At 77.8% G+C, this 1,736-nt stretch carries 2 protein-coding genes and 1 pseudogene; 1 reads left to right on the forward strand and 2 read right to left on the reverse strand.

Annotation, left to right across the window (positions count from 1 at the left end):
• Both ACXR2U_RS24035 and rpmB read right to left on the reverse strand, forming a co-directional pair.
• Window positions 1-644: pseudogene (locus tag ACXR2U_RS24035) on the reverse strand (hypothetical protein); the annotation flags it as partial.
• A gap of 204 nt (window positions 645-848) precedes the next feature.
• Window positions 849-1,040, reverse strand: coding sequence for a 50S ribosomal protein L28 (rpmB, locus tag ACXR2U_RS24040; RefSeq protein WP_458827620.1), 192 nt, complete (start codon window positions 1,038-1,040; stop codon window positions 849-851).
• A gap of 161 nt (window positions 1,041-1,201) precedes the next feature.
• Here rpmB and ACXR2U_RS24045 point away from each other — a divergent pair.
• On the forward strand, window positions 1,202-1,736 hold a 535-nt coding region (locus ACXR2U_RS24045; protein WP_458827621.1), incomplete at its 3' end, for a DAK2 domain-containing protein.

Here is a 1,736-nt window from a genome sequence, read left to right on the forward strand (position 1 = left end):
GTCGTGGCGGGTGCGGCCGGGGGTGCGCCGGTCAGGGCCACGGCTGCGGCCACGACCGGCGCATCGGGCTCCGCGACCGGCGCGGGCCGCGGAGGTTCCTCGGCGCTCGACGCGGGCGTCCCGCTCGCGGCGGGCACGGGCGTGGGGGCCGCCGCGGCCCCCGCCTCCGACGCGACGGCGGTGGGTTCGACGGCGGTGGGTTCGACGGCGCTGGCTTCGACGGCGCTGGCTTCGACGGCGGCGGGCTCGATCGCGACGGCTTCGGCGGGTTCCGTGAGAGCAGTGGCCGCGGGCGGAGTGTGCGGCGCGAGGGGAGCGATGCCGAGCCCGAGGCCCGGAGCGGGGTTCGCGGGCAGTGGGCCGACGGTGACGGGCGGCAACGGCAGCACGCCGGTGGTCACGGGGCGTTCGCCGATCGCGACCCGGGCCCGCGGTGCGATGAGCACCCCGGTGGCGGCGGCGCCGACCAGCCGCGGACCGACCGACGCCGGAGGTCCGACCTCGGGCCGGGGCGACCACCCGCCGCGGATCAGCGCCGACGGACGGGGGCCGAGGCGGACGCGGGGAGCCACGCCGCGGCGGTCCCGCTCGGCGGACCGACGGGCCCGACGCTGCTCGCGCATCGCCGCGCTGACGACCTTCACGCCCACCCCTCCAGCCCGACGTGGGTGGTCCACGTCGTCCCGGGAAGTATCCCGAGTTCCGCCGCAGTGCGCGCTCCGGAACCCGGGGAGTCGGTGACGGACCGGGCCGACGCCAACTCACCGGCCCAGCCACGCGCCGGCCCGCAGACGACGACAGCCGCCCGGCCCCGGCTGGGGCGGACGGCTGTCAGACGTGGGACGGGGTCAGGCGCGCGCGACCTTGCCGGCCTTGAGGCAGGAGGTGCAGACGGTGACGCGACGACGGGTGCCGGGCGCGACGAGCGCGCGGACGGTCTGCACGTTCGGGTTCCAGCGCCGGTGGGTGCGCCGGTGGGAGTGCGACACCGACATCCCGAAGCCCGGGCCCTTGCCACAGATCTCGCACACGCTGGCCACGACGGAACTCCTCAAGACGTCTGGATCGGAATGTGCCCCTGGCGCACACGCGCCGGGCAACAGACGTTCACAGTACCAAGCCGCCCGGCCGGAGGTCGAACCGCGCCGTGGGTGGCTGCGGTCGGGCCGGACTGTCGCCCCCACGTCCTAGGGTCGCACCCGTGGGAGAGGCGGTCGCACCGGTGGGCGAGGTGAGCGTCGCCGACGTCGTCGCCTGGGCCCGGCGCAGCGCCGACGTGCTCGCCGCCGCCCGGGAGCGCCTCGACGCCGCCAACGTGTTCCCGGTGCCCGACCACGACACCGGCAGCAACCTCGCGGGCACCGCGACCGCCGCCGCCGAGCACCTCGCCGACCGCCTCACCGACCGTGCCGTCGACGGCGCGTCCGACGGTCTCGCCGCGACCGGCCCCACCGACGTCGCCGCCGCGCTGCGGTGGCTCGCCACCGGCGCGGTGCGCTCGGCGCGGGGGAACTCTGGCGTCATCCTGTCGCAGGTCCTGCGTGGCCTCGCCGACTCCGCGGACCGCACCGACGTCCTGGACCTCCAGCTCGCGCTGACCCACGCCGCCGCCGCCGCGCGCGCTGCGGTGGCCGATCCCGTCGACGGCACGATGCTCACCGTCGCCGACGCCGCGGCCGGCGTGACGCCCGGTCCACCGGCGCAGGTCGCCCGGGCTGCCGCGGTGGCAGCCCGCG

It is taken from the genome of Jatrophihabitans sp. YIM 134969 (genome assembly GCF_054456675.1).